Origin of the sequence: Novosphingobium mathurense, assembly GCF_900168325.1 — a bacterium.
In the GTDB taxonomy this organism is placed as follows: domain Bacteria; phylum Pseudomonadota; class Alphaproteobacteria; order Sphingomonadales; family Sphingomonadaceae; genus Novosphingobium; species Novosphingobium mathurense.
Genome location: NZ_FVZE01000010.1, coordinates 1 through 24,314, shown reverse-complemented (window position 1 = coordinate 24,314; position 24,314 = coordinate 1). Strand labels below are relative to the sequence as shown.

33 protein-coding genes are annotated in these 24,314 nt (G+C 61.4%); 31 read left to right on the top strand and 2 right to left on the bottom strand.

From position 1 onward, the window contains the following. Positions 1 to 30: 30 nt before the first annotated feature. From B5483_RS19975 to B5483_RS19880, 21 genes are all read left to right on the top strand, one after another. The gene (locus B5483_RS19975; RefSeq protein WP_079731710.1) at positions 31 to 843 is read left to right on the top strand and encodes a GPO family capsid scaffolding protein; all 813 of its coding nucleotides are present in this window, start codon (positions 31 to 33) and stop codon (positions 841 to 843) included. A 63-nt stretch (positions 844 to 906) separates the two neighbouring features. After that, positions 907 to 1,989 (top strand): phage major capsid protein, P2 family, encoded by a 1,083-nt coding sequence (locus B5483_RS19970; protein ID WP_079731709.1) that lies wholly within the window; start codon positions 907 to 909, stop codon positions 1,987 to 1,989. A gap of 41 nt (positions 1,990 to 2,030) precedes the next feature. Further along, on the top strand, positions 2,031 to 2,825 hold the full coding sequence (locus B5483_RS19965; protein WP_079731708.1) for a phage terminase small subunit: 795 nt from the start codon (positions 2,031 to 2,033) through the stop codon (positions 2,823 to 2,825). 138 nt (positions 2,826 to 2,963) lie between these two features. Then, positions 2,964 to 3,446, top strand: a complete 483-nt coding sequence (locus tag B5483_RS19960; RefSeq protein WP_079731707.1) for a head completion/stabilization protein — start codon at positions 2,964 to 2,966, stop codon at positions 3,444 to 3,446. After that, complete coding sequence (locus B5483_RS19955) at positions 3,446 to 3,670, top strand: tail protein X (protein ID WP_079731706.1); 225 nt, start codon at positions 3,446 to 3,448, stop codon at positions 3,668 to 3,670. Before B5483_RS19960 ends, B5483_RS19955 begins: the two co-directional genes overlap by 1 nt. Positions 3,671 to 3,674: 4 nt before the next feature. After that, positions 3,675 to 4,007: a hypothetical protein gene (locus tag B5483_RS19950; protein ID WP_079731705.1), complete on the top strand. Its 333-nt coding sequence runs from the start codon at positions 3,675 to 3,677 to the stop codon at positions 4,005 to 4,007. Between the two features lie 3 nt (positions 4,008 to 4,010). Continuing rightward, positions 4,011 to 4,463 (top strand): D-Ala-D-Ala carboxypeptidase family metallohydrolase, encoded by a 453-nt coding sequence (locus B5483_RS19945; RefSeq protein WP_079731704.1) that lies wholly within the window; start codon positions 4,011 to 4,013, stop codon positions 4,461 to 4,463. Further along, the gene (locus tag B5483_RS19940; RefSeq protein WP_079731703.1) at positions 4,460 to 4,855 is read left to right on the top strand and encodes a hypothetical protein; all 396 of its coding nucleotides are present in this window, start codon (positions 4,460 to 4,462) and stop codon (positions 4,853 to 4,855) included. The genes B5483_RS19945 and B5483_RS19940 overlap by 4 nt, the downstream gene beginning before the upstream one ends. A gap of 10 nt (positions 4,856 to 4,865) precedes the next feature. Next, complete coding sequence (locus B5483_RS23710; protein ID WP_281251257.1) at positions 4,866 to 4,988, top strand: hypothetical protein; 123 nt, start codon at positions 4,866 to 4,868, stop codon at positions 4,986 to 4,988. Then, the gene (locus B5483_RS19930) at positions 4,985 to 5,410 is read left to right on the top strand and encodes a hypothetical protein (protein ID WP_079731701.1); all 426 of its coding nucleotides are present in this window, start codon (positions 4,985 to 4,987) and stop codon (positions 5,408 to 5,410) included. The genes B5483_RS23710 and B5483_RS19930 overlap by 4 nt, the downstream gene beginning before the upstream one ends. Further along, a complete protein-coding gene (locus B5483_RS19925; RefSeq protein ID WP_079731700.1) occupies positions 5,407 to 5,925 on the top strand; it encodes a phage tail protein in 519 nt (172 codons plus the stop codon). Before B5483_RS19930 ends, B5483_RS19925 begins: the two co-directional genes overlap by 4 nt. Further along, entirely contained in the window at positions 5,922 to 6,593 is a 672-nt protein-coding gene (locus B5483_RS19920; protein ID WP_079731699.1) for a phage virion morphogenesis protein, read from the top strand. The genes B5483_RS19925 and B5483_RS19920 overlap by 4 nt, the downstream gene beginning before the upstream one ends. A gap of 175 nt (positions 6,594 to 6,768) precedes the next feature. After that, the gene (locus B5483_RS19915) at positions 6,769 to 7,401 is read left to right on the top strand and encodes a DUF5666 domain-containing protein (RefSeq protein WP_139384088.1); all 633 of its coding nucleotides are present in this window, start codon (positions 6,769 to 6,771) and stop codon (positions 7,399 to 7,401) included. 243 nt (positions 7,402 to 7,644) lie between these two features. Continuing rightward, positions 7,645 to 7,872, top strand: coding sequence for a hypothetical protein (locus tag B5483_RS22980; RefSeq protein WP_139384087.1), 228 nt, complete (start codon positions 7,645 to 7,647; stop codon positions 7,870 to 7,872). A gap of 288 nt (positions 7,873 to 8,160) precedes the next feature. Then, complete coding sequence (locus B5483_RS19910; protein WP_245829424.1) at positions 8,161 to 9,489, top strand: sulfotransferase family protein; 1,329 nt, start codon at positions 8,161 to 8,163, stop codon at positions 9,487 to 9,489. Between the two features lie 129 nt (positions 9,490 to 9,618). Continuing rightward, the gene (locus B5483_RS19905; protein ID WP_079731752.1) at positions 9,619 to 10,512 is read left to right on the top strand and encodes a baseplate assembly protein; all 894 of its coding nucleotides are present in this window, start codon (positions 9,619 to 9,621) and stop codon (positions 10,510 to 10,512) included. After that, positions 10,509 to 11,063 carry a phage tail protein I gene (locus tag B5483_RS19900; RefSeq protein ID WP_079731696.1) on the top strand — a complete coding sequence of 185 codons (555 nt, stop codon included), beginning with the start codon at positions 10,509 to 10,511 and terminating at the stop codon, positions 11,061 to 11,063. Before B5483_RS19905 ends, B5483_RS19900 begins: the two co-directional genes overlap by 4 nt. 12 nt (positions 11,064 to 11,075) lie before the next feature. Beyond that, positions 11,076 to 13,352 carry a gp53-like domain-containing protein gene (locus B5483_RS19895; protein WP_176168138.1) on the top strand — a complete coding sequence of 759 codons (2,277 nt, stop codon included), beginning with the start codon at positions 11,076 to 11,078 and terminating at the stop codon, positions 13,350 to 13,352. A gap of 14 nt (positions 13,353 to 13,366) precedes the next feature. Then, positions 13,367 to 13,750: a tail fiber assembly protein gene (locus B5483_RS19890; protein ID WP_079731695.1), complete on the top strand. Its 384-nt coding sequence runs from the start codon at positions 13,367 to 13,369 to the stop codon at positions 13,748 to 13,750. Between the two features lie 13 nt (positions 13,751 to 13,763). Beyond that, the gene (locus tag B5483_RS19885) at positions 13,764 to 14,021 is read left to right on the top strand and encodes a hypothetical protein (RefSeq protein ID WP_079731694.1); all 258 of its coding nucleotides are present in this window, start codon (positions 13,764 to 13,766) and stop codon (positions 14,019 to 14,021) included. Positions 14,022 to 14,196: 175 nt separating this feature from the next. Then, positions 14,197 to 15,015, top strand: a complete 819-nt coding sequence (locus B5483_RS19880; protein ID WP_079731693.1) for a DNA adenine methylase — start codon at positions 14,197 to 14,199, stop codon at positions 15,013 to 15,015. A gap of 74 nt (positions 15,016 to 15,089) precedes the next feature. On the opposite strand, the gene B5483_RS22975 is transcribed toward B5483_RS19880, so the two are convergent. Continuing rightward, positions 15,090 to 15,575, bottom strand: a complete 486-nt coding sequence (locus B5483_RS22975) for a hypothetical protein (RefSeq protein ID WP_139384086.1) — start codon at positions 15,573 to 15,575, stop codon at positions 15,090 to 15,092. Positions 15,576 to 15,770: 195 nt separating this feature from the next. On the opposite strand from B5483_RS22975, the gene B5483_RS19875 reads away from it, so the two are divergent. The 10 genes from B5483_RS19875 (at position 15,771) to B5483_RS22970 (ending at position 24,104) form a co-directional block, all read left to right on the top strand. After that, complete coding sequence (locus B5483_RS19875; protein WP_079731692.1) at positions 15,771 to 16,307, top strand: phage baseplate assembly protein V; 537 nt, start codon at positions 15,771 to 15,773, stop codon at positions 16,305 to 16,307. Then, entirely contained in the window at positions 16,307 to 16,657 is a 351-nt protein-coding gene (locus B5483_RS19870; RefSeq protein WP_079731691.1) for a GPW/gp25 family protein, read from the top strand. The genes B5483_RS19875 and B5483_RS19870 overlap by 1 nt, the downstream gene beginning before the upstream one ends. Before the next feature lie 16 nt (positions 16,658 to 16,673). Further along, positions 16,674 to 17,846 (top strand): phage tail sheath subtilisin-like domain-containing protein, encoded by a 1,173-nt coding sequence (locus B5483_RS19865; RefSeq protein ID WP_079731751.1) that lies wholly within the window; start codon positions 16,674 to 16,676, stop codon positions 17,844 to 17,846. 58 nt (positions 17,847 to 17,904) lie between these two features. Then, positions 17,905 to 18,417, top strand: coding sequence for a phage major tail tube protein (locus tag B5483_RS19860; protein ID WP_079731690.1), 513 nt, complete (start codon positions 17,905 to 17,907; stop codon positions 18,415 to 18,417). A 62-nt stretch (positions 18,418 to 18,479) separates the two neighbouring features. Then, entirely contained in the window at positions 18,480 to 18,788 is a 309-nt protein-coding gene (locus tag B5483_RS19855; protein ID WP_079731689.1) for a phage tail assembly protein, read from the top strand. 8 nt (positions 18,789 to 18,796) lie between these two features. Beyond that, on the top strand, positions 18,797 to 18,919 hold the full coding sequence (locus B5483_RS19850; protein WP_079731688.1) for a GpE family phage tail protein: 123 nt from the start codon (positions 18,797 to 18,799) through the stop codon (positions 18,917 to 18,919). Between the two features lie 14 nt (positions 18,920 to 18,933). Further along, the gene (locus B5483_RS19845) at positions 18,934 to 21,468 is read left to right on the top strand and encodes a phage tail tape measure protein (protein ID WP_079731687.1); all 2,535 of its coding nucleotides are present in this window, start codon (positions 18,934 to 18,936) and stop codon (positions 21,466 to 21,468) included. Positions 21,469 to 21,480: 12 nt separating this feature from the next. After that, positions 21,481 to 21,894, top strand: a complete 414-nt coding sequence (locus B5483_RS19840; protein WP_245829422.1) for a phage tail protein — start codon at positions 21,481 to 21,483, stop codon at positions 21,892 to 21,894. Further along, positions 21,891 to 22,901, top strand: coding sequence for a contractile injection system protein, VgrG/Pvc8 family (locus tag B5483_RS19835; protein ID WP_079731686.1), 1,011 nt, complete (start codon positions 21,891 to 21,893; stop codon positions 22,899 to 22,901). Before B5483_RS19840 ends, B5483_RS19835 begins: the two co-directional genes overlap by 4 nt. 417 nt (positions 22,902 to 23,318) lie before the next feature. Beyond that, on the top strand, positions 23,319 to 24,104 hold the full coding sequence (locus tag B5483_RS22970; protein ID WP_139384085.1) for a sce7726 family protein: 786 nt from the start codon (positions 23,319 to 23,321) through the stop codon (positions 24,102 to 24,104). On the opposite strand, the gene B5483_RS23385 is transcribed toward B5483_RS22970, so the two are convergent. Beyond that, positions 24,101 to 24,314 (bottom strand): hypothetical protein (locus tag B5483_RS23385; RefSeq protein ID WP_217698230.1); only part of this gene is annotated, 214 nt, incomplete at its 5' end. The genes B5483_RS22970 and B5483_RS23385 overlap by 4 nt on opposite strands.

Sequence of the window (24,314 nt, the reverse complement as noted above, 5' to 3'; positions counted from 1 at the left end):
GCCCCGCAACCACGGGAACCGGAACCGATCATGGCAAAGAGCAAGTTTTTCCGCGTCGCTGTTGAGGGCGCCACCGTCGATGGCCGCGTCATCCAGCGCGAATGGCTCGAACAGATGGCCGCCAGCTACGATCCGGCCACGTACACCGCGCGGATCAACTGCGAACACATCGCAGGCTACAGCCCAGAGCGCCCATTCAACGCTTATGGCTCGGTTCTCTCGCTGAAGACCGAGGAAGTCGAACTCACCATCAATGGCGAGAAGAAGATGCTTCTCGCGCTCTATGCCGAGATCGACGCCAACGATCAGCTGGTCGAGATCAACAAGGCCGGTCAGAAGCTCTTCACCAGCTGCGAAATCCACCCCGACTTCGCAGGCGAAGGCAAAGCCTATCTGGTCGGCCTCGCCGTGACCGATCAGCCTGCCTCGCTCGGCACCGAACCGCTCAAGTTCGCTGCGATGTCGCGTCCCAACGTCTTCACCACGGCGCATGAAACCGCGATGGAACTCGCTGCTCAGCCGCTGGACGGCGAGCAGATCGGGGAAAGCATTGGCCGCTCGCTCCTCGCCTTCTTCAAGAAGGACAAGAAGGATGAGCCGGTTTCGCCTCCGGCCGCGAATGCGCCCGCACCGGCCAACGACAACGCCTTCGACGTCGACAAGTTCGCCGCCGTCATGGGCCAGCAGATCGCGGCGGCATCGAAACCCGCCAACGATGCCGTTGCTGCGCTCGGTGCCCGCTTCGACGCCCTCGAAGCCAAGCTGAAGACCACCGAACAGCCCGGCACCTTCAACCGCACCCCGGCCACCGGCGGCACCGGCTCCATCAAGACCGACTGCTGATCCCCCAAGCAGCCAGCTTCCTCCGCACGTCCCCCGCCTTTATCCCGCCAGGAGCCCACGCACATGCGTAACGAAACCCGCCTGCTCTTCAATGCCTACGTCAGCCAGATCGCGCTGCTCAACGGCATCGACAATGCCACCGTCAAGTTCAGCGTCTCGCCATCTGTCGAACAGAAGCTGGAAGAGAAAATTCAGGAATCGAGCGACTTCCTGACCGAGATTAACGTCGTTGGCGTGCCGCAGCAGACTGGCCAGAAGGTTGGCGTCACGGTAACCCGTCCGCTTGCGAGCCGCACCAACACCGCTGGCGGCGACCGCCGTACCCCGGCCGATCCTACCGACACCACGGACGATGGCGGTTATTTTTGCCGTCAGACCAACTTCGATCATGCGATCAAGTATTCGAAGCTGGACGCCTGGCGCCATAAGCCGGAGTTCCAGACCCTACTGCGCGACGTCATCCTGAAGCAGCAGGGCCGCGATCGCATCATGATCGGCTTCAACGGCACTTCGGCAGCGGCTACGACCGATGTCGACGCCAATCCGCTGCTGCAGGACGTCAACGAAGGCTGGCTGCACAAGATCCGCACGAATGCCCCGTCGCGCGTCCTGAATGACGGCGACCTGACCGTCGATCCGACCAAGGCGATCTATGTCGCGGCGGGCGTGGAAGTGGTCGATGGCGATGCCAGCAACACCGCGACTGCCGAAGCCGACTATGCGAACCTCGACGCGCTGGCGTTCGATGCGCTCGACCTGCTCGATCCGTGGCACCGTAGCGATACCGACCTTGTCGTCATCGTCGGTTGGAAGCTGGTCAAGGACAAGTACCTGAACCTGCTGCAGGCCGCTGGCGACACCGCGACCGAACGTGAGGCCGCGCACCGCATCCTCACGCTGCCCAAGCAGCTGGCCGGCAAGCGCGCCGTGATCGTGCCCTTCTTCCCCGAAACCTCGATGCTGATCACCAGCCTCGATAACCTCTCGATCTACTGGCAGGAGGAAACCCGCCGTCGCCAGATCAGGGACGAGCCCGCGCTCGACCAGATCGAGAACTATGAATCGGTGAACGAAGACTACGTCGTCGAAGACTACGGGCGCACCGCCCTCGTCGAGAACGTGGTCATGGGCAAGAAGCCCGCCTGATCCGATCCCATCCCGATAGCTCCACCTGACAGGACACGCACATGAGCCTCGCTCGCCGCCACAGGGACCGCGTCCTTGCCGCCAAGACCGTTGCGTCCGCTCCCGATGGTGGAGCGGCCGTCGTCCCCGCTGCCGCCCCCTCTTCGGCAGCGGGGGCGGCCAACGCCTCCCCCGAAAATCGCGCAGCCGCCCAGATTGCGCTGCGCCTGACGCATGACCTGCGCCGCCTGAAGGAGATCAAGTCGATCGACCTGAAGATTGCGGCCAAGCGCGAAATGCTGCCGCATTACCGTGACTGGCTTGTCGGCCTGCACAAGGCTGATGCGGGCGTGGGTAGCGGCATCGCCGCCGAAGTGCTGCCGACCTGCATGGTCTGGATGATCGATGTCGGCGAATATTCGGACGCAATCGACCTTGCCGAATTCATGATGCGCCACCGCGTCGAGATGCCCGCGCGCTATCAGCGCGATACCGCGACCGTCATCCTTGAGGAAATTGCCGAAGCCGCGCTCAAGGCTCAGGCGGCCGGTGAAGAGTTCCCGCTTTGCATTCTCGATGGCGTCGACCACCTGACCTATGGCGAGGACATGCATGACCAGGCCCGCGCCAAGCTGCTCAAGGCCATCGGCGTCGAGCAGCTGCGCAGGGCCGAGGAATCCGAAGCCGAGACAAGCGCACCGCGCCTCAATGCCGCGCTGGACGCACTGCGCGAGGCCCAGCGCCTCCATGATCGCATCGGCGTGCGGGACAGGATCAGGCGGGCTGAGAAGCTGCTGAAGGCCGTCACACCCGAACCCGAAGAAACCAACGAACAGGGCGGCAATACGTCCGCCTGACAGGCTCGCCCCCGGCGCTCGGGGGCGGATCGCGCGAGGCGGGAGGTTTTCCAAACCGAAGGGCCGTCCTCTGACCCGATCCCCACCCCCGTTAGCTGCCCCCGTCTTGGCTGACACCGAACAGCGAGATTGCCGCAAATGACCTTCGTCGCCCGCCCCCCGGAATCGGAAATCGATCAGGCCCCGGTCGCGGAAACCACCGTCGCCAATGACGGCTTCTTTCCGGACATTGACCCCGCTGCCGTTCGGGACGCCGCCCGCATCCCGACCAGCATCACGCCCGCGCGTCTGCGCGCTGCAATCCTTGGCGCGATCATGTCGGTGGAGATCGACCTTCGTGTCTGGGCGGCGGCCCGCGTGGCTGAGGGCTACACCACGCTCGCAGCCGTTCCCGCAACGCAGCTGGATGGACAAAGCGTCCAACTGATCCGCTACAACCGCGCGGTTGCCCTCTTCACCAAGGCCGAACTGATCGAGCGGCACCGCGATTTCGATACGACGTCGGCCGGCAGCAAACAGGCGGACGAACTGGACGTGTCGATTGGCGAACTGCGCCGCGATGCCATGCATGCGATCCGCGACATCCTCGGAAAATCGCGAACCACGGTGGACCTCATCTGATGGCGGCCGAGCAGCGCCTCGTTGCCCGGTCGGGAGACAAGCTGGATCTGTTGCTGTTTCGCGAGGCCGGCCTTGGCCCGTCCGACCTGACCCGCGTCCTCGATGCCAATCCGGGCCTTGCCGATCTTGGCCCGATCCTTCCGCTCGGCACGGTCGTGATCGTGCCCGCCACTGCCGAGACAAGCGCCCCGCGCGTGCGGCCCCTCATCCAGCTCTGGGACTGAAACCATGGATCTGCGCACCATCCTCCCCTCCATCGTCGACGCCATCGGTTCGCTGACGCCTTCGCTGATCGGCTCGGCCGTCGCCCAGGCATGGAAGCCGGGCCTCTCGTGGCGCCAGCGTTTCGTGCAGTGGATCGTCGGCTCCACCGTCAGCTTCTACGCCACCCGCGCCATCATCGAACTGACGGGCTGGAATGACTTCGTCGCGCAGTCGATCGCCTTCGGCATCGCGCTGCTCGCTTTCGACGCCACGCCCCGCCTCGCCAAGGCGGCGACCGACGCGCTCGCCAGCGTGCCGGGCCGCCTTGCCGACCGCTTCCTCCCGAAGAAGGACTGAACCATGCAGCTGTCGCCCAACTTCAGCCTGGACGAATTCATCGCATCGGCAACAGCCGAGCGCGAACGGATCGCCAACTCCCCGAACGCGGTTCAGATCGCCGCCATGAAGTTGCTGTGCACGAAGGTGCTGGAGCCGCTTCGCGCCCACTTCGGACAACCGGTTCGGATCACTTCGGGGTTTCGTGCTCCGAAGCTGTGCCTTGCTGTCGGTTCGACCACGGGAAGCCAGCACGCGAAGGGGGAGGCTGCCGACCTCGAGATCACTGGCGTCGACAATCTCACCGTGGCCACCTTCATTCGTGATCGCCTGCCCTTCGACCAGTTGATCCTTGAGAACTACACGCGCGGAAACCCGAACAGTGGCTGGGTTCATGTCAGCTATCGTGACGGTCGCCTGCGCAAGGATTCGCTGACCTTCGCGCGCCGAAACTATTTCAAAGGGCTGCTCGCTTGATCGGTGCATCCCATCTTGCCCTTGCCGGGGCGCTGGCTGCCTGCCTCTCGGGCATTGGGGGCTTCGCCTATGGCACGCGCATTGGCTTGGCGCAGGAACGCGCGGCGCAAAAGCGCGCGGACGATGCGGCCGATGCTGTCCGCCGCAAGCTGCAGGGCCAGATCGATGCGTCTGCCGAGCGCGCCCAGGCCGCCGAATTTGCCCGGCAATCCAGCGTCAGGGAGATCTACCATGAAAGCCAGAAGGTCATTGAACGCCCGGTCTATCGCAACGTCTGCATTGATGCTGATGGCGTGCGCCTGCTCGACCGTTCCGCCGCGATCGCCAACGCCGAAGGTCTCGGCCAGCCTTCTGGCTCCGCCACCGCCCCTGCCCAAGCCGCAGCGCAATAACGCAGGCGAAATGACCGGCACCGATGCGCTCGCCAGCCTGAACGCACTTTACGATGTGGCCGGCCAGATCCGGGCGACGCTGATCGAACTGCAGGCTCAGGTCCGCATTACCCTGTCAGGAGGCGATCAATGAAGAACATCGAACTCTTTGACGATTACACGGGCGCAATTCTGGCCCTGCTCTACCAATCGTTTCCCGTGCCGACGGCGCTCGATGCACGCAAGCTGTCCGGGCATGGGGAGATCGACGAATTCGGCCGAATCGTCGATGACATGGGCCGTCCGTCCAGATCGTTCGAGATCGCGATATCGACGCTGGGCTGGCTTGAAAGCGCTGGTTTCATCTCCTCGCGGCAAAAGAACCAGTACGGTCATGTGCAGGTCACCCTGACAGCGCAAGGGCTGCAACTGTTGAATGCCGTGCCGGACGCGCTGAAAAGCAAGGAACCTTCCGGAGAAAAGCTGGTCAGGTTCATTCGGGAAGGATCGCTTGGCCTTGCCCGCGAAACGGTCAAGGCAGTCATCGCCGCCGGCGTCAGCGCGGGGCTGTCATGAGAAAGGCCGATAGTCTCCGGCGCTGGCTCACCGCCTTCCTGCCCGACCTCAAAACGCACCCTGATCGGCTGCAGGTCTACCTTGAAGGCGGCCAGATTGGCGCGCGTCGTTCCGCCACGCTGTCCTTTGCATACGCCTATACGGTAAAGGCGCTCATCACCGACTTTGCGGGCGATACCGACACGATCATGGTGGCCGTGCTGGCGTGGATCGAGAAGGAACAGCCGCAGCTGCTGCAGGCGAGCGACGGCAAGCCCTTCCAGTTCGAAGCCGAACTGCTCGACAGCGAAACTTATGACATCGAACTGTCGATCGACCTGACCGAGCCCGTGCTAGTCATCCCGCGCGCGGACAGCAGCGGCTACGATGTGAACCACCCTGAGGAACCGGCCTTCCCGCCGATGTTCGACGGCGTAACGGCATCCTTCCTGCAGGGCTTCGGCAATGTCGACCTGCTCGCCGAAACTACCGATCCCGACGCGGTGCTGACCCCGGCCGTTCCACCTGACGCATGAAGGACGATCTGGCCGAAGTCGAACGCATCGCAGGCGCCCTGCTGCGCAGCCTGTCGGCGGGCAAGCGCCGCGCGATCATGCGGAAGGTGGCCCGCGAACTGGCGATCGGCCAACGCAGGCGCATCACTGCCCAGCAACAGCCCGATGGCAGCGCCTTCGAACCGCGCAAGACGAAGGAACCGCCCGTCTCGGGCCGTGGCACGGCCTGCTTCCTCTATCCCGCACACGGCGGCGGTCAACCGCGCCGGGTGATCATGAAGAGCTTCACCTGGGGCACCGGTCGCTCGATGACCGGCTTCGACATCGAGGCCGGGGGCATCCGCACTTTCGAATTCGACAAGGTGGTCAAATGGCTCCCGGTGCCGGAGGAATACCGCAATCGCGGTGCCGGCAAACTGCGCCGTCGCGGCGGTCTGCGCCGCAGGGCCATGTTCCGCCGTCTGGCCAGTTCGAAGTTCCTGAAGACCCAGACCGATGATCAGGGCTTCTGGGTCGGCTTCACCGGTAAGGTCTCGCAGATCGCCAGCGTTCATCAGCAGGGTCTGCGGGACAGGCCTTCGCTCAGAGCCAAGGCCGTGCCCTATCCCCGGCGCGAACTGCTGGGCGTGACGCCAGTTGATCGCGAGCGTATGCTCGATGCGCTCTATTCTCTCATCGATACAGGGTAAACGTGCCGCTTATCCGAGTGTCATGTCATGGATTGAGCTGACGAGGTTGTCTGTCCAACGCATTGGCTTATGACCACCTGTGGAACTCATATCCTTTCATCCCGTTACATACACAGAATGTCTCAACGACATTCATATATCGAAAAGGAGAATCTGCGAAATTCGGAGAGCTTTAATGTTCAATAAAATCCTAATATCTGTCACCGCCCTTACAGCGCTTTCACTTTCGTTTTCAGCAGCGGCGCAAACTCCAACGACAGCTTATGATGGTGAATGGCTAAGCGTTTCAGGAACGGTACAATCAGTATCTGGCGATAATTTTGTCCTGGATTATGGTGAAAAAACCATTCCCGTAGAGATGGACGACTACGACTGGTATGACGAAAACAAGTTGGTCGTCGGCGATCAGGTGAGTGTTACCGGTCGGATGGACGATGATTTTTTTCAGTCTCGCCGCATTGAGGCAAGCAGTGTCTATGTCGATGACTTGCACACGCTATTCTATGCGAGCGCAGATGATGAAGAAGATGCAGTCGTTCCGGTAGTCGATTACGATGTATTGCGTACTGGCGGACTGACACTGACCGGGAAAGTTCAGTCAATTAATGGCGATGAGTTCCAGCTCGACACCGGGCTTTTCAATTACCGAGTCGATACCGACAAGCTCTATTACGATCCGTTCGATGACACCGGAATCCAGCATATTACCGTTGGTGATCGTGTTTCAGTGACCGGAACAATGGACAGCGCGGATCTATTTGACAGGCGGGAAATAGACGCAACCGCACTAACAGAGCTCAGCAGCTAGCTGTAATAAATGACTCTTAAAACGTGGCCTCAGGCAAACATGCTTGGGGCTACGTTTCCAATTGCTAAGTACTAGCGGTGATAACCTAACGGAATTGTCAGCTGATATGGCTGAGCTACGGCTTGGGGCGCAACATCCGAGAGCTTCATTTGTCTGATTTCCACCTCTACATAGTTTCACCTTCTGCTCAATTCGGCCTGCGTTCAGAATGCTCCTGTATGCTTGTTGAGCAAGGAGGTCCTAATGCCAATTTATGAAGTGCGGCGCAGAAATTCTCAGTTTTCTTCTGAGATCACCCATGAATTTGAAGCAACTGATGCCAATGAGGCGTTACTTATCGCCCAAGATCGTGCGCGACTTCGTGTGGTTGAATTATGGGAAGATGGAGAAGTGCTTTGCAAATTGGAACGGGAATCTGTCGGGGAACTGGAAATCTGGACAATTCGTCGCCCGCGATGGGAAGATCGCTAAATTAGGACTGAATAGGCGAATTTTGCGGTTAAGACTGCGTTCTCTAGGGGGAAATTGTCCAATGATTCTATCGCTAATATAGAATATATAATCATGTATTTTGCAAATTTGAGTCTATTCAATATAAGTTAATTATATAAATGCTTTTTCATTCTGTTGTATTCTTATAATATAAAATATCAATCATATTACGAAATGTGGTATTGTGTAGATCTGGATAGGTGGGTGTACATTTGGATTATTCATTGTTACCTCGCCCGGATTCTCTCCGAAATTTGGACGAATGACTTGGACACTCGGATTACTCGGCCGCCACAACGGACCGCCTTCATCAGCATACTCGATGCCAGCCTTCGTGCAGGTCGCAAGCTCGGCATGGTGCAGCCTGCGCGCCTGGAGAAAAATCATTTGCTCGAGCAAGCGGCGGCGGCGACGGGTTTGGAGGACTTTGGCGACCGCTGGTTTGAAATGCCAATGGATGTGCTATTAGATTCTATCCGGCATGAAGCGTGTCTCAATGCGGCAGGCGACTGGTCGGCTATGCAGCAGTTTCACCACATTTTGCGCGACCGCCTTCTGGCACAAATGTGGTTCAAGCGTCATCCGGAGATTCTCAACAGACCTTTGCCGCACCCGGTGGTGATCGTCGGTCCGATGCGATCGGGGACAACTCGCTTGCACCGGCTGCTTGCCAGTGATCGGCGTTTTAGCCATATGCGCAGCTTCGAGACGATCAGCCCCGTACCGCGGCCCGGGTTCGAAGCGGTGATGGCAGGAGAGGCAGAGGATTTCCGTCCGATACTCGCGCAGCGCATTATGAAAGTCGCGCGCCTGGCCAATCCGCGTACATTGTCGATCCATCCTACCGGCCCCTATGAGCCCGAAGAAGAACTTGGACTGCTTGTCGCAAGCATGTGGGGAATGAAGCACGAGGCTCAATGGCATGTGCCTGGCTACGGTCGCTGGTGTGAAAATCAGGATGCGACGCCAGCGTATCGATATATGGCCGATCTTCTCCGTTTGGTTGGGTGGTCGCAGCAGGTTTCGACCCTTCGCCCATGGATCCTCAAAACTCCGCAGCACATGCTCGATCTGCCAGCTCTGCTAAAAGTTTTCCCGGATGCGCGACTGATCTTCACCCATCGCGACCCTTTGCGAATCGTCGGCAGCGCCGCTTCGCTCGCGTGGAATCAAACAATTATCTATTCCGATCATGCGGATGCTCACGAAATTGGGCGCGAGTGGCTACGGAAAACTGAACTCTTGGTCGAACGCATGCGTGCTGCGCGCCGTGCCATCCCTCCGGAGCGGATGATCGATGTTCAATATGACGACATGGAACGGGATTGGCGCGGAACGATGCGGCGGGTCTACCGCTTTCTCGGCCTCGACATTGAACCAGCAATGCCGGCGATGGAGCGCTACCTTGATCGCGCGAAAGCTTTGAAGCGACATCCGCACAGATACAGCCTAGAAGAATTCGGTCTCTCAGACGGTGAGGTGCGTGAGCGACTGGCAGCTTACGTGCGCGCGTTCGATGTTCCAATCGAGGGAGAGCAGACATTGCAGAAATCCCGACCTTGGGCATGGGATCGCAGAACTGCCCCACCGCAGTAATGATGATTAATGTGCCTTTTGGCCGATTAGTTTAATCGCGGAATTCCAAAATCGACAATCCATTTGGATAGCCGCCCATCCAAATGCAGCCCATAGCCATCGCCGTGCCAGCCCAGCGACATGGGCGGCATGGCCGATGCTACATTCACCGCTGTCGATCTCTCGCGCCTGCCTGCGCCCGATATCGTCGAGGAACTGGATTTCGAAACCATCCTCGCCGATGCCGTCTGGCGCATGCAGGCGGAAATGCCGGAGTTCGTCACGCGCGACAGCGATCCGGCGACCAAGCTGCTGCAGGTCTTCGCTTACTTCGCCCAGCTGCTGCGCCAGCGCGTCAACGATGCCGTGCGCGCCGTCATGCCCGCCTATGCCGTGGGCGCGGATCTCGACAATATCGCGGCCCTGTTCGGCATCACCCGCTTCACCCTGACCCCGGCCGATGGGGCGCTGGGCACGCCCGCCGTCATGGAAAGCGATGCCGATTTTCGCCGCCGCATGGTGCTGGCGCCTGAAGGCTATTCGGTCGCCGGGCCTGAGGGCGCGTACATCTTCCACGCGCTTTCGTCCGATCCGGATGTTCTGGACGCCAGCGCCACCAGTCCGACCGCCGGGGAAGTCCTCGTCTCCGTCCTCTCACGCACCGGCACCGGGGAAGCCTCGACAGAACTTGTCGAGACGGTTGCCGCCTATGTTTCGGATGAGACGCGCCGCCCGCTGACGGACTTCGTCACCGTCCAGTCGGCCGAGATCGTCGCTTATGCCGTGGACGCTACGCTGACCACCTTCAGCGGCCCTGACGGCGGTGTCGTCCTTGCCGCGGCGCAGGCGAACCTCGATGCCTATATCGAAGCCAGCCACCGCCTCGGCCGTGACATTACCCGCTCGGCCATTTTCGCCGCCCTCCACGTCGAAGGCGTGCAGAATGTCGAACTGACGACGCCGGCCAGCGACATCGTGATCTCGCGCACGCAGGCGCCCCACTGCACCGGTACCACGATCAATTACGCCGGGACCGGCGAATGACATACCCGTCGCTGCTGCCTCCCGGTTCCACGGCGCTGGAGAAGGCGCTCGAGCAGGTGGCCGCCGGTCTTCTGGAGATCCCGACGCCTGTCCGTTCGGTCTGGTCGCCGGACGATTGCCCGATCGAGCTGCTCCCGTGGCTGGCATGGGGCCTCAGCCTCGACAACTGGTCCACCAGCTGGCCCGAGGGCATCAAGCGCGAGCGCGTGCGGCAGGCCATCGCCATCGCCAGGCGCAAGGGCACGGCCGAATCGGTGCGCGCGGTCGTTGCCAGCTTCGGCGGGTCCGTTGCCATCCGCGAATGGTGGCAAAGCGAGCCGAAGGGCGACCCGCACACCTTCAGCCTCGTCCTCAACCTCGATTTTGCCGACGCGCCCGCTTCGGCCGCCTTCGTCGACCAGGTCATTGCCGAGGTCAGCCGCGCCAAACCGGTGCGCAGCACTTTCACCTTCACGCAGGGAATCAACACGCAGGCCAGTGTCGGCCTGCTTGCCGCCGTGCGCCCCACCATCTTCGCCCGCCTGTCCTGCATGGCGCCGGCTGCGACCTGACCGGAGGAATTCATGGGTCTCACCCTCATCGTCACCAATGCGGGCCGCGCTGCGCTTGTGAATGCGGCCAATACCGGTACCGCCCCGGTCACGATTGTTGAGGTCGGCCTGACCGGCACTGCCGTGACGCCCGATCCCACCGCGACCGCTCTGCCCGGTGAGTTCAAGCGCATCTCCACGCTGTCGGGCGATGTCGTGGCCGACGATACGATCCACCTGATCGTGCGCGATGAAACCGGCGATGTCTTCACGGTCCGCAGTCTTGCGCTCTACCTTGCAGACGGCACGCTCTTCGCGATCTACGGGCAGGCGGACGTGCTGGTCGAAAAGTCCGCGCAGGCGCTCATGCTTCTCGCGATCGACGTCCAGTTCGCCGATGTCGATGCGACTGAATTGACCTTCGGCGATGCCAATTTCCTGAACCCGCCCGCGACCACCGAACAGCAGGGCGTCGTTGAACTCTCGACGCTGGCGGAAGCCATCGGGGGGACCAGCACAAGCCGCGTGCCGGCGGAGAAGATGGTCAAGGATGCGGTGACGGCATGGCTCGATGCCCGCTTCGGCGCGAACAACGCCGGCATCTGGCACCCTGCCAACGATGGCGCTGGCTCAGGCCTCGACGCCGATCTGCTCGATGGTCAGCAGGGTAGCTGGTACAGCAACATCCCGGCGCGCCTCGGCTATAACCCCGTCCAGCAGGGCACCGGCAACGGGCAACTGGCCGGGAACGTCATCAAGATCGGGTGGAGTGCAGCCAGTCGCCTCAAGGCCACGGTCGACGTTACCGATCAGGGCAACTTTGTGTTCGACAGCCATATTTACGATGTGTGGCGCTCATCCAATGATGGCGCTGGCAGCGGTTTGGATGCGGACCTGCTCGATGGCCAGCAGGGATCGTATTACCTGCCTGCAGGCAGTTACACGGCGGGCGATGTCAGAAGCAAATTGTTGACGGTTGATGGCAGCGGTAGCGGCTTGGATGCCGATTTGCTGGATGGCTACCAGGGCAGCGCCTATGTGCGCGCCGCAGTGCAAAACACTTTTACGTCCACCCAGTTTTTCGACGTAACGGGCGAGCAAATTGTATGCAAATATGCCGGGGTTAGCTCGCCCAGCCTTATTATGCGGGCGGATGGGAGCAATTTCTACTTACTCCTGAGCGATGCCGCAACCGAGCCATCGAATAGTTTCAATAGCCTTCGGCCATTTGTCCTTAATCTGGCGACTGGCGCCGTTGAAATGCGCGCCGGGCTGAATGTGCTTTCCTCGCTTACGTTCAACGGCGCGACTGTTTGGCACGGCAGCAACGACGGCGCCGGCAGCGGCCTGGATGCCGACCTTTTGGACGGCTTGCAGGGAAGCGCCTACGCTCGGCTTGATTCGACTTCGCGGCAAGACTTTAACGCGAATATACTTGTCGGCGATGCGGTTGCAGCCGGCAACGAGGGCGGCCAGATCGATGTTGCGCGGGCGCCATCTGGATCAATGATAAGTGATCCGTCTATTGACGTTTACGCCGACACCTTCCGAATGCTCGCCCCTTTTTCCGGCGGGACCAGGACGCTAACTTTTTCGTTCTCGGCAAGCGGAACGGTTTGGCACTCTGGCAATGACGGCAGCGGCAGCGGTTTAGATGCTGACTTGCTTGACGGTTATCACGTTTCATCACTTGCCCGTTTGTCCGCCGCTAATACGTTCTCGGATGTAAACGTATTCAGCACTTTGCAGAAGTTCACCGGCGGCGGCCTTAATGGCGGCATTGCCTTGCAGAATTCGAACGGCGGGCGCGATTGGCGTGTGCTGCAAAAGGACGATGGGACTTTTCATCTAACAGATGAATCGGCGGGCGCTTCGCGGTTCATGATCACAGCAAGCGGCGTGGCCTATTTCAATTCCACTGGCCTTGCCTGGCACTCTGGCAATGACGGCAGTGGCAGCGGCTTGGACGCGGACTTGTTGGATGGCTACCAAGCCGCCGCCCTTGCGAAAGTCGCGGACTTCGCGGCCGACCATTCCGCCACCGGCTACCAGAAATTGACCGGCGGGCTGGTCATGCAATGGGGCCGCATCAACCTAACGACGCGCCCGGGCTACGGCGTCGTGACTTTCCCCATAGCGTTCAGCGCGGCCCCTTTTTACGTCGACAGCGGCTGCGCAACGGAAGTCGGCAACGCGGACGCCCAGGGCAACGGCCCGCTCCCCTACGGCGCATCGGCAACGAACATGAACGTTTACAATGCAGCGCCGGGCGGCGGGAACGCCTGGTGGATCGCGATTGGCAAAGTTTGAAGGATTAGAGCGAAATGGCACTGTTTTTCAGCGCGAGCGTTGGCGGCTTTTTCGATGATGGCGTGCATTCCGTCATTCCAGGCGACGCGCGTGAAATCACCCGCGCCCGACACGCTGAATTAATGGATAGCGCAAGCGCGGGAATGCTGATCACTGCGAATGAAAATGGCGATCCGGTAGCGCTGGAACCTCCCCTGCCAGACGACGCCGAATTGCGCAGGCGCCTGCGCGCGGAGCGCGACCGGTTGCTGGCCGCGTCCGACTTCACCCAGCTGCCCGACAGCCCGCTGACCGATGAACTCCGTGCCAATTGGGCCGCCTACCGTCAGGCCCTGCGCGATCTTCCCGAAACCGTCACCGATCCGGCCGCCGTCGAATGGCCGGTCGCCCCAGCCTAGAAAGGAACCTACCGTGTCCGAACTTACCTTCAGGATCGGCGCCTTCAATGCCGATACCCGCGCCGTCCCCGTCACCTTCACCAGCGGCGAGATCGTCCACAAGCGCGACGTGAACGCCGTGCTGAAGGCTGATGGCAGCTACGACAGGGCGGCCACCAAGGCCCGCGTCGAGGAAGTTGCGATGGGCGTGGCGCACAAGATCGCAGCGGGTGTCATCACCGTGCCCGCGCCTGAGCCGGTGTCGCCGGAAGATACCGCAGTATCGGAATAATGCCCGGCGGCGGGGTTTCCCGCCGCTAACTGGCCCCTTTCCGGAAGGGGGCTTCGGATGTTCCAGCATCCTGAAAACCGCGAGCCTGCACTCGCACTCTCAAGGCGGCGCGCCCGCCTGTTTTGAGTTCCCTTCCGTGGCATGCCGCGAAGGGCAATCGTGCAGGAAATCCAACATGTCTACCCCTTTTGTTCTCGTTCGCCCCGTTTCCCCCGTTGCCGGTTACATCGGTGGGAAACGCAATCTTTCTAAGCGCATCTGCGCCATCATCGAACGTACGCCGCACAGCAGCTATGCCGAACCCTTCGTTGGCATGGGCGGCATCTTCCTGCGCCGATCGCGCCGCCCGAAGGCAGAGGCGATCAACGATATCTCGGGCGACGTCGTCACCCTGTTCCGCTGCCTGGCCGAACACTATCCCTACCTGATCGACATGCTGCGCTTCCGCGTCGCAAGCCGGGCCGAGTTCGAGCGCCTGCTCGCCCAGGAGCCTGACACGCTGACGGATCTGCAGCGCGCCGTGCGTTTCCTCTACGTCCAGCGCCTGGCATTCGGCGGCAAGGTTTCGGGCCGCAATTTCGGCGTCGATGCCGGCGCACCCGCCCGCTTCGATGTCGGCAAGCTGGAACCGATGCTGGCCGACCTCCACGATCGCCTGCAGTCGGTGACGATCGAGCGCCTGCCCTATGGCGATTTCATCCGCCGATATGACCGCGACGGCGCACTGTTCTACCTCGACCCGCCCTACTGGGCCTGCGAACGCGACTACGGCCCCGGCGTCTTCACCCGCGAAGACTTTGCCGCGCTGGCGGATCAGCTGATGGGCATCAAGGGCAAGTTCCTGATGTCGCTGAACGACAATGTGGGCGTGCGCGAGACGTTCGCAGCCTTCACCATCACGCCGATCGACACGACCTACACGGTGGGCGCGAGTTCTCGACCAGCGCGCGAAGTGCTGATCAGCAACTTTGCGCTGCCTGCAAACGACAACTGACTCTGGCCATCCCTGCGAGACGAGTTCCGCTTGCACTCGCAGGGATGGCAGCCGTCAGTGTCATCTCTCTAAGGTCAGCGATAGCAACCCGAGCCTTTTCGCCGATCCGCTGAAATCTGGGCGAAGCGCTGACCATCGAAAGCATAGGGCCGTGCTATGCAATCGGAATGCTCATAATTGGTCCAACGAGCTATCACGACACGCGAGTTTGGCGCAGTCTTGATGTCAAGTTCCGGGTAGTCCTCGCCGCCAATCGGGAAGCTGATTATCTTCCCAGTGCGCAGGTCTCCTACCCAACTGAAGGTGCAATAAGTACCGCACCCAACCGTGATGATTGTGTAGTGTCCCATGGCGACAGGATTATCTCGAAACCCGCGCGTGATCGCGGTGCGAAACCCTCTGTATTGGGCACCAGCCCCTGTGAAGTCGGGCTTTGCACGCGGCCCAGAGTAGACTGGGACAACATATTTCTTGAGATTGATTGACTGAGAACTTGCCGGCGCTCCGGCCAACGTCAGCAAGACGCTGACCATTACCGCCGCTGTGAAGCCCTTTTTCAACGTCAATTCCCCCTATTCCACCCAAGTCGGACACTCGAAATGTTAGAGGATCAGGTTCCCGAATATCAAGCCGTGTGAGGCTGAGCGGATCGGAGCACGCTGACCTCCGATCAAATGCATCGCCCTGCATTTGGTCAGCCGCCCATCCAAATGCTGCCACGCGAAACCCGATGAAGAGCGCGCCATGGTCGCCCCATGGCGCAAACCCTCGATCCCGAACAGCTAACCGGCGACGTGCTGCGGCTCGGCGTGATCGCGTCTGTCGATCATGCCAATGCCACCTGCACGGTCGAAAGCGGCGATGTGGTCACCGGCGAACTGCCGTGGATCTCGCCGCGTGCGGGCAGCGTGTGCGTATGGTCGCCGCCCACGGTCGGGGAACAGTGCCTGCTGCTTTCGCCCGAAGGCGATATCGAAAATGGCGTGGTCATCGTTGGGCTCTACTGCGATGCCTTCCCCTCGCCCTCGGCCAATCCCGATCTCGTCCACCTCGAATTCCGCGACGGCGCGGTTATTGCCTACGATCAAGCAGGCCATGCCCTCACGGTCACGCTGCCCGCTGGCGGCACTGCCTATGTGGATGCACCGGGCGGCCTGACCCTCAACTGCGACGTCACCGTCAACGGCAAGCTTACTGCCAGCACTGACGTCATCGGCGGCGGGATCAGTCTCAAGGACCACAAGCACTCTGGCGTGCAGGCCGGTGCCGCGCAGACCGGGGCGCCCGTCTGATGACCGGCATGGCACGCACATCCGGCGAGGCGCTCGATGGTCTCGAACACATTCGCCAGTCGGTCGCGGACATCCTCTCCACGCCCATGGGCACCCGTGTCGGCCGCCGCGAGTATGGCTCGCTGCTGCCCGAACTGATCGACCAGCCCATGACGGCGGCGAACATCCTGCGCGTCTATGCCGCCACCGCCGTTGCCGTGACGCGCTGGGAAAACCGCATCCGCCTGCGCCGCGTAGGTGTGGCCGCCGGGGATCGCCCGGGTGCAGCCACCGTCGTCATCGACGCCACGCGCACGGATACAGCCCCCGCCAACGCATTGGTGCGCCTTTCCGTCCCTCTTGCAGCTTGAACCCAAGGAGCCGCTCATGGCCTTCAAACATGGAATCACCGTTACCGAGATCAGCACCGGCGCCCGAACGCTGGCCGCAGTCTCCACCGCCATCATCGGCCTTGTCGCCACCGCATCCGACGCGGACGCCACCGTGTTCCCGCTCGATACGCCCGCACTGGTGACGGACGTCGAAGCCGCGATCGGCGATGCCGGGGTGAGCGGCACTCTGGCCCATTCGCTTCGTGCCATTGCCGACCAGGCGCGCCCGATCGTCGTCGTGGTCCGCGTGGCCGAAGGCGCGGATGAGGCCGAGACGGCCAGCAACGTGATCGGCACCACGACCGCCGAAGGACAGAAGACAGGCATGCAGGCGCTCTTGGCTGCGCAAGGCCAGTTGGGCGTGAAGCCGAAGATTCTCGGCACGCCCGGCCTCGAAACGCAGGCAGTCACTGCCGCGCTTGCCGTCGTTGCGCAGAAGCTGCGTGGCTTCGCCTATGCGCGTGCGGTGGGCGATACCGTGGCCGATGCGGTCCTTTACCGCGCGAACTTCAGCGAGCGTGAACTCATGCTGCTGATGCCGGACTTCCTCGCGTGGGACACCGCCACCAGCGCCAACGTTACCAGCTATGCCGCTGCCCGCGCCATGGGCCTGCGCGCCCGGATCGACGAAAGCTACGGCCCGCAAAAGACGCTTTCGAACGTGGCGGTTTCCGGCGTCGTCGGCCTGACCAAGGACATCCACTGGGATATCGAGGACATGGCCAGCGATGCGGGCGTGCTGAACGCTTCGGAAGTGACGGCGCTGGTCCGCTCGGACAGCGGCTTTCGCTTCTGGGGCAACCGCACCTGTTCGGACGATCCGCTGTTTCAGTTCGAAAGCACCGTGCGCGTGGCCCAGCTGCTGGCCGATACCGTCGCGCGCGGCATGGACTGGGCGATGGACAAGCCGCTGACCCCGGCGCTGGCCAAGGACATCATCGAGACGATCAACGGCTTCTTCCTCGAACTGAAGGCCGCCGGCGTCATTCTCGGCGCCAATGCTCGGTTCGATGAGGCGAACAACTCCACCGCTAGTCTGCAGGCGGGCAAGCTGCGCATCGACTACGACTACACCGTGCCGCCGCCGCTCGAGGATCTCGGCTTCAACCAGCGCATTACCGACAGCTATTTCGCCGACTTCGCGAGCCAGCTGACGCAGACGGCATAACCGGCGCGCTCGCCCGGCGCGCCGCCCTCCCATCCCCACTTTTGCATAGGAGCCCACCATGGGACTGCCCCGCACGCTCAAGAACCTGATGCTGTTCAACGAAGGACAGAACTATGTCGGCGACGTGAAGACCGTCACCTTGCCGACTCTCACCCGCAAGCTCGAAGAGTATCGAGGCGGGGGCATGTCCGCCCCGCTCAAGCTGGACATGGGCATGGAAGCGATGGAACTGAAGGCCGTCTTCGGCGGTCCCATGCGCGATATCCTGCGCCAGTGGGGCATGACCAAGGTGAACGGCGTCTACATGCGCTTCGCCGGCTTTTACCAGCAGGACGATACCGGCAACTCCGATTCGGTAGAAGTGATCGTGCGCGGCCGGCACAGCGAAATCGAGATGGGCGATCAGGAAGTCGGCTCGCCTGCTGATTTCACCGTCACGTCGGCGCTCGCCTATTACAAGCTCGTCTGGAACGGCCGCACGGAAATCGAGATCGACCCCCTGAACATGGTCGAAGTCGTCGATGGCACCGATCGCCTGGCAGAACAGCGCAGCGCCCTCGGGCTGTTCTGACCCTCCGGCCCGGCGCACCCCGCCGGGCCGCCTTCCTTTCCCCCTGAACTTTGGAATCTGACATGACCGATAGCTCCGCCGAAATCCGCACTGTCACGCTCGACACGCCCATCCGGCGCGGCGAACAGACCATCGAAACCGTACAGGTTCGCAAGCCCAAGGCCGGCGAGCTTCGTGGCCTCTCTTTGTCGTCGCTGCTCAATCTGGATTATGCCGCGCTGGAAGGTCTTCTGCCGCGTATCACCGCTCCCTTGCTTTCAAAGCAGGACATTGCCGGGCTCGATCCTTCCGACCTTACCCAGTTGGGCAGCGAGGTGATGGATTTTTTGCTGCCGAAGGGCGCAAAGGCGGCGCTCTCCCCTACGACGTAAACGATACCATGGCGGACTTGGCGGTCGTGTTTCACTGGCCGCCATCCGCGATGGACGACATGCACCTATCCGAACTCATGAGCTGGCACGCCCGTGCCGTGAAACGCTCTGAGGTCCCTTTTGGCCCGTAACGCGGGAAACCCCGATGTCCGACCGAAACCTTCGAATCAGAGTGCTGCTGGAAGGGGCAGACCGCCTGACCCGCCCGATGCGCGATGCGGCTGCTGGCTCGACCAGACTGGCGCAGACGATCAGGGTAACGCGCGACCAGTTGAAGGGGCTGGAGCGGACGCAATCGGATCTCGGCCAATTGCGGCAACTGAAAGCCGGACTGCGCGATACCGAAAAGCGCATGGCAGAGGCACAGGCGCGCACTACCCAGCTGGGCCGAGCCCTCGCACAGACCGAAGACCCGACCAAGAAGATGCGGGCTGAGTTCGATCGGGCACGCAGGGAGTCGGAGCGTCTCGGCAATGAACACCGGCAGGAAACCGCGCGCCTGCAGGAACTGCGCTCCCGCCTGACGGCTGCGGGCGTTTCCACCCGCGATCTGGCCGGCAACGAAAGGCGCTTGCGAACCGAGGTGGAACGAACGACCGCCGAACTTCGCGACCAGGAACGCCGATTGCAGGAAGTGACCGACCGTTCACGCCGGTGCGCCGACGCGCGCGCTCGCTTCTCGAGTGTGCAGGGGGCCGCAACCGGCCTTGCTGCCGGCGGCGCGGCTGCGATCGGAACCGGCATGGTCATGGCAAGGCCGCTCGAAGGGGCGGTCGAAGATTCGATGCAATTCGAATCTGTTATGACCGACATCAACCAGAAGGTGAACCAGTCGCGCAAGGCTGGCCGCCTGATGGGGCTCGAGCTTCGCAAGGCGGCGCTGGCGGTCAACCAGATGCCGGAAGACCTTCAGCATGGCGTCGATACATTGACTGGCTTTGGTCTCGAAGCGGGCAGGGCCGTTGACATGATGGCGCCGATCGGCCGCGCGGCGACCGCCTACAAGGCCGATATCGACGATCTCGGGCGTGCCAGCTTTGCTGCATACGACAACCTGAAAGTGCCGATCGCCCAGGCTGGCAAGGCACTCGATATCATGGCGCAGGCGGGCAAGAGCGGGGCCTTCGAAGTGAAGGACATGGCTCAGTATTTCCCTGAGCTGACGGCCAGCATGCAAAGCCTTGGCGCAACGGGCGTACCGGCCGTCGCAGACCTTGCGGCCGCCTTGCAGATCACCCGAAAGGGGGCAGGCGATTCCGCGGGCGCCGCGAACAACCTTCAGAACCTGCTGTCCAAGATCAACGCGCGGGACACGATCAAAAACTTCGCGAAATTCGGCATCGACATTCCGGCAGCGATGAAGAAGGCAGCCAAGGATGGACGTAGCCCGATCGAGGAGATTGTCCGCCTTACGCAAATGGCCACCGGGGGCGACCAGGCCAAGCTGTCCAGCCTGTTCGGAGACATGCAGGTGCAGCAGGCGCTGCGGCCGCTTATGTCGGCCTTTCAGGAATACCGGTCCATCAGGGCAGACGCACTGGCCGCCGAAGGTACGGTGAATACGGATTTCGCCGACCGCATGAACGACACCGCCGAAAAGGTGAAGCGCCTCAAGATTCAGTCGAAAGAGCTTTCCACCACGCTTGGCGATCAATTGGCCCCAATGGCGGGTTCTGCCTCTGAACGCCTGTCGGTCTGGGGCGACAAGGTCTCAAAGTTGGCCGAGCGCCATCCGAATTTGGTTCGGGGGCTTGCAGTTGCGGCAGCCGTTTTTGCAGCGCTCTTCCTTGTCCTCGGCGGCGGCGCGATTGTCATGGCCGGCCTGGTCGCTCCATTCGCGGTGCTTTCAGCTACCGCGACTGCCTTGGGGATCGGCTTGTTGCCTTTGATCGGGATCGTGGCCGGTGTCGTGGCTGGCGTCGTTCTGCTCGCAGGCGCGGCCTATCTCATTTACGCCAAATGGGATGGGATTGCCGCATGGTTCGGAGACCGCTGGACTGAGATCAAAGGCTACTTCACCGGTGGCATCTCCGGCCTCACAGCGATGCTAGTCAACTTCTCGCCCATCGGCCTGCTCTATCGCGGTATTGCGTCCATGCTGGATTGGCTTGGCATGTCCCTGCCTTCGCGTCTCTCGGAAATTGGCGGTCACATTATTCAGGGCCTCATCAATGGCATCGCCAGCATGTACGGCGCTCTCAAATCCAGGATCGTTGAGACCGCCAGTTGGGTCGCCAAATGGTTCAAGGAAACGCTTGGCATCCATTCGCCCTCGCGTGTCTTTGCGCGGTTAGGCGGCTTTGTCATGGCCGGGCTCGATCAGGGCCTTGCTGACAATACTGCAGCCCCGTTGCAGCGAATTTCGACACTGTCCGAGGCAATGACCAGGAGTTTCAATGCGGACGGCAGGGGGATGCTGGGCCGTTTCAACGATGCCTCGGGAAAAGTTGCCAGCGCCCTTGCGGCCGGGGCTGCTGCGGTGCCCGCGATGGCACTGGCTTCCCCCACAGCGATAAAGCCCGAAGCGCACGCTTTCGCGGGCACTGCGCCAAGCAGCGCAACGTACAATATCACCATCAATGCCGGGACTGCGCCTGCTCGGGACATTGCCGAGGAAGTCCGCAATGCGATCGAGCAGATCGAGCGCGAGCGGCGCGGGCGCGGCTTCGGCGATGAATAGAAAGGCCACGCGATGCACCTGATGGCACTCGGCATGTTCCTGTTTCAGGTTCCGACGCTCGCCTATGACGAACTGCAGCGCAAGACGGACTGGCGCTTCGCTCGCTCGGCCCGCGTCGGTGCGCGCGATGCCGTCCAGTTCCTCGGTACCGGTGATGAGAAGATCAGCATGTCCGGCGCGGTCTATGCCGAGATCACGGACGGGCGCGTCTCGATCGACCAGCTGCGCGAGATGGCCGATCAGGGTGAGGCCCTGCCACTGGTCGATGGCAGCGGTACCGTGTTCGGCAATTTCGTGATCGAAGCGATTGACGAAAGGCACGTCGCCTTGATGGCCGATGGCCGCCCGCTGCGGATAGACTTCGCCATAGACCTGCTGCGCGTCGATGATCCGGCGCCTGCCAACAACGCGGAAACGGCAGCATGAGCGAGGCGATCACCAACGTCCCGGACTGGCGCGTCACGCTCGACGGCAAGGATCTGACAGAACGGATGCGCCCGCGCCTGGTCTCGCTCACAATCTCCGAAAAGCGCGGGGACGAGGCCGATCAGCTGGACATCGTGCTGGACGATACGGACGGCGGGCTCGCCATTCCCAAGGAAGGCGCGCTGCTGCGCGTTCAGCTGGGCTGGAAGCAGGGACGCGATGTCACGCCCGGCCTGATCGACAAGGGTAGCTACAAGGTCGACGATGTCAGTCACTCCGGCCCGCCCGACCAGATCAGGATCCGCGCACGCGCCGCGGACTTCACCAGCCAGATCCGCAACCGCCGCGAACAGAGCTGGAAAAACACCACGCTCGGCGCTGTGCTGCAGGATGTCGCCGGCAGGAACAGCCTGACACTGAAGGTCGCTGCTGACCTCGCCGCGATCGCGCTGCCCTCGATCAGTCAGAGCCGCGAAAGCGACGTCGCCTTCCTCCGCCGCTTGGGGCGGGAGAATGACGCGGTCGCCACAATCAAGGACAGGCACCTTATATTTGCGCGCAAAGGCGCGGGAACGACTGCGGGCGGTAATGCGCTGCCAACGCTCACCCTGACGCGCCGCAGCGGAGACGGCCACAACTGGCAACGCCAGAAGCGCGACGGGCAGGAAGGCGTGACCGCCAGCTGGCATGACCGGAAGGGCGCGAAGCGAAAAACCGTGACCGTGGGCAAGGCCGACAACGCGAAGAAGTTACGAAAGGTCTATCCGGACGAAGTATCGGCCAAGCGCGCCGCCATCGCCGAGCGAGACCGCCTGAAGCGCGCACCCGCTACACTGGACCTGAATCTGGTACTGGGCAGGCCAGATGCCTACCCGGAATGCCGCGTCTCGGCCTCGGGTTACAAGGACGAGATCGATGCGACTACCTGGCTGGTTTCAGAAGTGACGCACCGGCTCGACAATGGAAGCGGGTACATCACGGATCTAAGGATGGAGACGGCACCTTGAGTGTCATGGGGCTCTGCGATCGATTTCGGTTGCCGCGGTCAAAGACTCGTGGCGCGAGTGGAATCATCCGGCCTGTTAAGTGATTGCAAAAGGGTTTGGGCCAACGGCATCTACTTTGAACTTTCAGTTGGCAGTCATCTGGACTAGATCGGCCGCCACAGCTGTGATCCATAAGGCGGGAGTTACACGCCTATGTCGGTCGTTCGGCCGAGCAAACGGACTTTCCGCAAGTGCGGTTTGCCAACGAGAAATACCGAGGCGAGGTGCCGATTGCTGCCGTCGAGCATTTCCAATGAGGGCTGTGTAAGTTTCGCCCGGAAAACAAAGCCCTTCTTCCTTGCTGGAGTTTGAGTTACGCTTTATGGGCCGCCGCTTAGCGGCCAGATCGCACTTATTCGCCGTGGCTAGGGAAAAGATGTGACGAAACGCGCGGGAGATGATCGAGCAGAGCCTAAGGCAAAAGCTGCACTTCTTGATTTCCTGCGCTCGACGGGTGAGTTATCCAGCCAATCTTCAGTGAGTGCCGAACTCATTCTCGACAATTACAGAGTTCGGGCAGACGTTGCTGTGTGTGACCGAAACGATCTGCACTGCTACGAAATCAAAACCGACCGTGACACGCTTGCTCGTCTTGACCGGCAGCTTGAGGTCTATGCTCGGCATGCCAATTTTGTCACTGTCGTCGCGGCGACACGGCACATCAACGCCATTATGTCGCGAGTGGACCTCCACGTTGGCATAATCGAAATGGTCGGCTTCGATTGTCATAATCCGCTCCGCGTGGTGCGCAAAGCATCGCGCTCACCCGCATTTGATGCAAATGCGTTGCTGTCCCTCGTTCCCGTAAGGGATCTTCAATCTCGGCTCGCGATAACTGGTCGGCTCCGGCGACACGAAGTGGTCGCCGAGGCAGTTGAGTTGGCCGTCGAGAAGAAGAAGCAGGCCGTTCTCGCCTTTTTTGCTGAGCGCTACGGGCCAAATAGTCGGGCGCTGTGGCGAGCAACTCGGCGGCGTAAAATCCGACCCAGCGATCTCTCCATTCTCAGGCGTTGGAGCCAGGAGGCGGATGCCATCAAAGATGGCAATGGCGTTCGAGTCTCGCCACCAGCGTTGCGCGGCTGTACCGACGCGGCGGTCTATAGGCACGTTGGCCAGAGTTTTGGACCGATTCCGGATGAATTAAGAGACATGTTGGCCGATTAATCGACCCAAGGTTCGTCTGTTGTTAGCGAGGCGCCCGCCGATTGCGCCTGAACATGCATATGAATGTTCATTCGAATTGTGGTCCATTTACCCGCTGCATTGAGGCCTTCCATTTGTAAGCGCGAAATTCCGCGCACCTGTTCGGTTGAGTGACGCGGTGTGAAGGATGTGTCCACCAAGGAAGAGGTGGACACATGGAGATGGCACCGA

What these genes read in the sequence shown, in the direction of transcription:
- B5483_RS19975 (WP_079731710.1), top strand. Translation starts at nt 31, where the DNA reads ATGGCAAAGAGCAAGTTTTTCCGCGTCGCTGTTGAGGGCGCCACCGTC.
- B5483_RS19970 (WP_079731709.1), top strand. Translation starts at nt 907, where the DNA reads ATGCGTAACGAAACCCGCCTGCTCTTCAATGCCTACGTCAGCCAGATC.
- B5483_RS19965 (WP_079731708.1), top strand. Translation starts at nt 2,031, where the DNA reads ATGAGCCTCGCTCGCCGCCACAGGGACCGCGTCCTTGCCGCCAAGACC.
- B5483_RS19960 (WP_079731707.1), top strand. Translation starts at nt 2,964, where the DNA reads ATGACCTTCGTCGCCCGCCCCCCGGAATCGGAAATCGATCAGGCCCCG.
- B5483_RS19955 (WP_079731706.1), top strand. Translation starts at nt 3,446, where the DNA reads ATGGCGGCCGAGCAGCGCCTCGTTGCCCGGTCGGGAGACAAGCTGGAT.
- B5483_RS19950 (WP_079731705.1), top strand. Translation starts at nt 3,675, where the DNA reads ATGGATCTGCGCACCATCCTCCCCTCCATCGTCGACGCCATCGGTTCG.
- B5483_RS19945 (WP_079731704.1), top strand. Translation starts at nt 4,011, where the DNA reads ATGCAGCTGTCGCCCAACTTCAGCCTGGACGAATTCATCGCATCGGCA.
- B5483_RS23710 (WP_281251257.1), top strand. Translation starts at nt 4,866, where the DNA reads ATGACCGGCACCGATGCGCTCGCCAGCCTGAACGCACTTTACGATGTG.
- B5483_RS19930 (WP_079731701.1), top strand. Translation starts at nt 4,985, where the DNA reads ATGAAGAACATCGAACTCTTTGACGATTACACGGGCGCAATTCTGGCC.
- B5483_RS19925 (WP_079731700.1), top strand. Translation starts at nt 5,407, where the DNA reads ATGAGAAAGGCCGATAGTCTCCGGCGCTGGCTCACCGCCTTCCTGCCC.
- B5483_RS19920 (WP_079731699.1), top strand. Translation starts at nt 5,922, where the DNA reads ATGAAGGACGATCTGGCCGAAGTCGAACGCATCGCAGGCGCCCTGCTG.
- B5483_RS19915 (WP_139384088.1), top strand. Translation starts at nt 6,769, where the DNA reads ATGTTCAATAAAATCCTAATATCTGTCACCGCCCTTACAGCGCTTTCA.
- B5483_RS22980 (WP_139384087.1), top strand. Translation starts at nt 7,645, where the DNA reads ATGCCAATTTATGAAGTGCGGCGCAGAAATTCTCAGTTTTCTTCTGAG.
- B5483_RS19905 (WP_079731752.1), top strand. Translation starts at nt 9,619, where the DNA reads ATGGCCGATGCTACATTCACCGCTGTCGATCTCTCGCGCCTGCCTGCG.
- B5483_RS19900 (WP_079731696.1), top strand. Translation starts at nt 10,509, where the DNA reads ATGACATACCCGTCGCTGCTGCCTCCCGGTTCCACGGCGCTGGAGAAG.
- B5483_RS19895 (WP_176168138.1), top strand. Translation starts at nt 11,076, where the DNA reads ATGGGTCTCACCCTCATCGTCACCAATGCGGGCCGCGCTGCGCTTGTG.
- B5483_RS19890 (WP_079731695.1), top strand. Translation starts at nt 13,367, where the DNA reads ATGGCACTGTTTTTCAGCGCGAGCGTTGGCGGCTTTTTCGATGATGGC.
- B5483_RS19880 (WP_079731693.1), top strand. Translation starts at nt 14,197, where the DNA reads ATGTCTACCCCTTTTGTTCTCGTTCGCCCCGTTTCCCCCGTTGCCGGT.
- B5483_RS19875 (WP_079731692.1), top strand. Translation starts at nt 15,771, where the DNA reads ATGGCGCAAACCCTCGATCCCGAACAGCTAACCGGCGACGTGCTGCGG.
- B5483_RS19870 (WP_079731691.1), top strand. Translation starts at nt 16,307, where the DNA reads ATGACCGGCATGGCACGCACATCCGGCGAGGCGCTCGATGGTCTCGAA.
- B5483_RS19865 (WP_079731751.1), top strand. Translation starts at nt 16,674, where the DNA reads ATGGCCTTCAAACATGGAATCACCGTTACCGAGATCAGCACCGGCGCC.
- B5483_RS19860 (WP_079731690.1), top strand. Translation starts at nt 17,905, where the DNA reads ATGGGACTGCCCCGCACGCTCAAGAACCTGATGCTGTTCAACGAAGGA.
- B5483_RS19855 (WP_079731689.1), top strand. Translation starts at nt 18,480, where the DNA reads ATGACCGATAGCTCCGCCGAAATCCGCACTGTCACGCTCGACACGCCC.
- B5483_RS19850 (WP_079731688.1), top strand. Translation starts at nt 18,797, where the DNA reads ATGGCGGACTTGGCGGTCGTGTTTCACTGGCCGCCATCCGCGATGGAC.
- B5483_RS19845 (WP_079731687.1), top strand. Translation starts at nt 18,934, where the DNA reads ATGTCCGACCGAAACCTTCGAATCAGAGTGCTGCTGGAAGGGGCAGAC.
- B5483_RS19840 (WP_245829422.1), top strand. Translation starts at nt 21,481, where the DNA reads ATGCACCTGATGGCACTCGGCATGTTCCTGTTTCAGGTTCCGACGCTC.
- B5483_RS19835 (WP_079731686.1), top strand. Translation starts at nt 21,891, where the DNA reads ATGAGCGAGGCGATCACCAACGTCCCGGACTGGCGCGTCACGCTCGAC.